Origin of the sequence: Endozoicomonas sp. ONNA1 (assembly GCF_024606325.1) — a bacterium.
Taxonomy (GTDB): Bacteria; Pseudomonadota; Gammaproteobacteria; order Pseudomonadales; family Endozoicomonadaceae; genus Endozoicomonas_A.
The window spans coordinates 1-4,264 of sequence record NZ_JAHHPN010000754.1 but is presented as its reverse complement, the minus strand read 5'-3'; the positions used below and the strand labels follow the sequence as shown (position 1 = coordinate 4,264).

The 4,264-nt window shown below is 48.2% G+C and carries 2 protein-coding genes; both read right to left on the bottom strand.

Annotated features, from left to right (window positions below; translation table 11 throughout):
• Window positions 1–3,103, bottom strand: a 3,103-nt coding sequence (locus KDK19_RS18100) for a hypothetical protein (RefSeq protein ID WP_257292519.1), incomplete at its 3' end; no start/stop codon positions are given.
• Window positions 3,104–3,392: 289 nt separating this feature from the next.
• A partial coding sequence (locus tag KDK19_RS18095; protein ID WP_257292518.1) for a hypothetical protein occupies window positions 3,393–4,264 on the bottom strand: 872 nt, incomplete at its 5' end.

Genomic DNA, 4,264 nt, shown 5'->3' with positions numbered 1-4,264 from the left:
TTGGGGCAATAGATGTTGGGGCAATAGATGTTGGGGCAATAGATGTTGGGGCAATGGACGTTAGGGCAACCGGTGTTGAGGCAATGGATGTTGGGGCAATGGATGTTAGGGCAACCGGTGTTGAGGCAATGGATGTTGGGGCAATGGATGTTGGGGCAATGGATGTTAGGGCAACCGGTGTTGAGGCAACCGGTGTTGAGGTAAGCGGTGTTACAGTTTCCGGTTGCTTGATTTCATAAACTTTCTCTATGATGAGTCTGGCTTGTTTTTCTGATGGCTGGGTATCATCCCGATTATCAATTTCAAGCGCTGCTGCCCCTTGTCTGCTTGCTAGTGCTTCATGAGCTCCTTTTCTCTGCATTGGAATTCGATCGATTTCGTCCTGGACAGGATGTAACCATTTTCTCCGTTTTGCCAAATCTTGTTGATTCTGAAAATCTTGTCGAAAGACCTCAAAGAACTGCTGCTTAATGCACTTCTGCAGGTGCTGATGGCGGGCTTCAAGATCATCCTTGTTTTCCGGAATAAGGCTGAGCTTACCTTCAAAAAAAGCCAGTCTTTCCCGAGCTTCCTCATCGGATAGTTCTTCGTTTGGTTGCAGCGGCTGTGGAATGAACGGAAGGGCAGCCATATCATTTTCATTGATCAAAGTAATACTGCGCTTGCCTCCGGTAGTCGCCGGTTTTGCTTTTACTGCTTCTTCATCAAGCTGTTCTGTTGCGGGCAGCAATTGTTTGATTTTATGAATTTCCTGTCGGATGAGTCTGGCTTGTTCCCCGGGTGGTTGGGTATCATCCCAATCATTAATCTCAAGCTCTGCTGCCAGTTGAGCGTTTCGAGCTTTAGTGGCATCTGCTCTGGCATCACGAACTTGTTGTACCAGCTTTGGAATTTGTTCGATTTTCTGCTGAAGTATCTGTGACTGGTTTTGCAGTTCTTCCTTCTCCTTACGAACTTGTAGAAGCTCATCTTTAATTTGTTGCTTGAGTTGAAGTGCTCTGAGCTTTTCTTTTTCACTGGCAGTAGCTTTCTCCGTCGTCAACACTATCTCGTTTCTAAGCTGGTTGATTCGTGTTGCTTGCCGTTTGAGGTGTTGCTTTATGGCCTGATGACGCACTTTCGGGTCTTTTTTATTGTCCGGGACCAGACCGAGCAGAATTTCAATGTCAGCCAGGTAATTATGAATAACCGTATCAGTGAGTTCTTTCTTGTGTGGCAGGTGAGGTTGAACGGTCTTAAAGCGGGCATCCAGGTCGTTTTCATGGGCCGGAGTAATTCCGGACGGGCCTTCAATCGCAGGCAGCTTTACTGCCCCCGGAGCGTTTTGAACTCTTGTAGCAACTGGCCGGGAATTACGAACTGGTTGTTTCGGCACGGGAGTTCGTTTGACTTCATGATGACGTTTTGGTGACCCATTTTTCTGTTCTTCCTTTTTTTGTTGATTCTGAACAGGTGGTTGAACGACCTCATCTGCCTGCTGCTGAAGGTGCAGCTGAATGACCCTGTGCAGGGCTTGCTGAAGCGTTCGGTGTTTTTCTTTGTCACTGGCAATGACTCTCTTTAACTGGTTGTTAAGGACGGTGTCTCCGCCCTCTTCTCCCTCTGGCTTTGACTGCTCGTTTTCCATCTCAATCAGCTGTCTGAGAACGTCGCCGAGGATTTTGGAAGTAAACCTTTCGTCGTCCCCAAGAGCGTTAGCCTGCGCCAGGTTGATGCCGCTGACAACAGATACCGTATTCTCAATATCCCAAACAAAGAACCGGTTATTCAGAAGATTGGTAAGTGTAGGTTTGAAACTGAAGTTTTTTACGAGTTGATGATGCATCAGGGTTGGCGTGACGACCGATGAAGCGACTCTAATGTGTCTTATTGTGAATTCAAATTCATCTGCCTGATCTGGAGCAGCACTTGCCAATGCCTGCTTGAGAGATTCATAGTACATAAGCGTAATCAGTTTATCTATGCCATATTGGGCATCGTGCTTTGCAGCGATCTCCTCGAGTAATGCCATCTGTTTGCTTCGAATGACGTAATGGTAGCCTTTGACCTTGTCTTTTTTTACCTGTGTTGCTACCGGAGGTTTAGGGTTATTGACATCGTCTTCTTCCCAGAGCTTATAGAAACCTTCAACAAAAGCGAGATCGGCCGGATTCTGTTTCTGACCACGGAAAACAATAATATCCCCCGGAGCCTCAGTCACTTCCAGTTTTGGATAACCCGCCGGCACAGGATAAGACTGGCTCTCATCCTCAACGTGTACAACGTAGCCGACGGGTTTATTGTATGACAACAGATCATTCAGGGCTCTCTGTTGTAAATCTTTCCCCAGAATATGAACCTGAGTGTAGGCGGACGTCGCTGCTGCAAAAAGAGCTTCATCATTAACAAAGAGCGATTGACCGAGGCGATGCAGTTCAGGAGGCTGAACGCCGGCAGCGATAAGACGCATGAAGGTGCGCCCATTCACTTTAACTTTGTCTACTTTAAGGGTGGCAAGGGCAACATAGTGATCAACTTCGCCAAGGTTTCCTGCTTTTTCACTCGCACCTTTTAGCACACCGACCAGATGCTCAGGGCAGGCAATTTCTGTAAATGGCTCTAATGTTTGGGTGTCGCCTAGTTGAGCGCGAACTGCCCCAATGGAATCTTGTTGGGTCATTCTGAATCTGACTTCAATGAGCAGATTCTTTTCTGCCAGATTATGGGTGAATCTGAAGACCCCCTCATTACCAATCTTGAGGACTTTGGTGTATTTCTGAGCAATGTCATTGTCATCTGTTTCAAACAGATCAACAGTGGAAACGCCACCGGCGATGCCGGAAAGGACGTCTGTGAAGCCTTCGGAAGGCATGTTATAGCCCGCTGTGGCTTGAGCCTGGTCAGGGTAGGTGGTGGTAAAGGATTTGGGTATTGGCTGCTGGTCATCACCTAAAGTGGGCTGAACCATGACCTCACTCTGGGTAAACTCTGTATGACCATTGCCCGCAATATCGATGGATTTTGTCTGCAGTCTGCGTTCCGCCAGTGCCTGCGTGCCAATGATGGAAGAGCTGATTGCAACGGCCACTGCCAGGTTCAGTGCATGGGGGCGAGCATGTGTCATTCGACTACCTCAAGGCTGATAACTTTCTATACCGTGAAAAGTGATGTTTACACCAGTTGAGAGAGCAACTTCCAGTAACTCTGGGCTGTCAATAGCTCAAGGCTGTTCCGGTAAGTTGTTGAGTGAATTTAGTTCACAGTGGCCAATCCGGTGAGCCGTTGAGCGAATTTAGTTCACAGTGGCAAAGTCCAATGCCAGTAAAATTGAGTTGTTTTTTCAGAGCAGGAATACATTCATGCATGCCTTATAACAGGGTTTGATCGATGGCCCGACGACCTGAAAGAAATCACTACAGATGCCCTTTTGCCAACCATTCGTAGAAGGCACCCAGAGTGTAAGAGTACGGAATACTTTCTGCATGGGAGAATGACCATTTAGGTACATTATCCCTGAAGTATTTTTCCCAGCCATGCTCATACATCTTCATAGAGCGATCACGTCGTTCACGGAACTGAAGATAATTCTCGTTTCTGGTCCAGCCATGCATCACTTTGTTTGCTTTAACACGGTTGGCATACTCTTCATCCGTTTCATTGAAGCGTTGAGGTGTGGCAGTGGCAGCACGTTTCGCATAGTCAGATTCCGTTTCACCCACGCTTCTCCAGCGATTGAGCTTGTCAAGACTACGGCCCAGTGGTCCGCCGAGCCACTGAGTGAGTACCTTGTTGTCGTTCATGAAGAAGTCAAAAGTGAGACTCGACGCCAGAGCAAATCCGAAGGTTTGAGCGTAGGTAAACCCAGATAAAAGGCCGTGGGCGTATGATCCGGCCGTGGCTACCGGGCCCAGCACCAGACCGGCTGTGACAGAAGCCAGGCTTTTCACTTTATCTGGTGTGATCCTGTGCAGCAGCGGTACCTGAACTCCTTGTCCGGAAGTCATGGATTTCACGATTTCGGGCACCAGACGGAAAAGGCTGCGATATCTATGGGGGTTGGCGTTGTATTGTCTGTTAAACAGCATAGAGCCGGTTTTCAGCAGAATAACTGAGGAAGCGGCTTTGCCGAAAGGCATTGTCAGTCCGCCCAATTCAGTGACTTGTTCAATGCCGGTGTGGAAGGCATATTGGCCGGTTCGGTCAAGATCAACACCGTAGCGTTCCAGCCAGTGCTGGAAAGGTGTGAGCATCCTGTGCGTGTAATCGCCCCGGTTGGTCAGGTCCA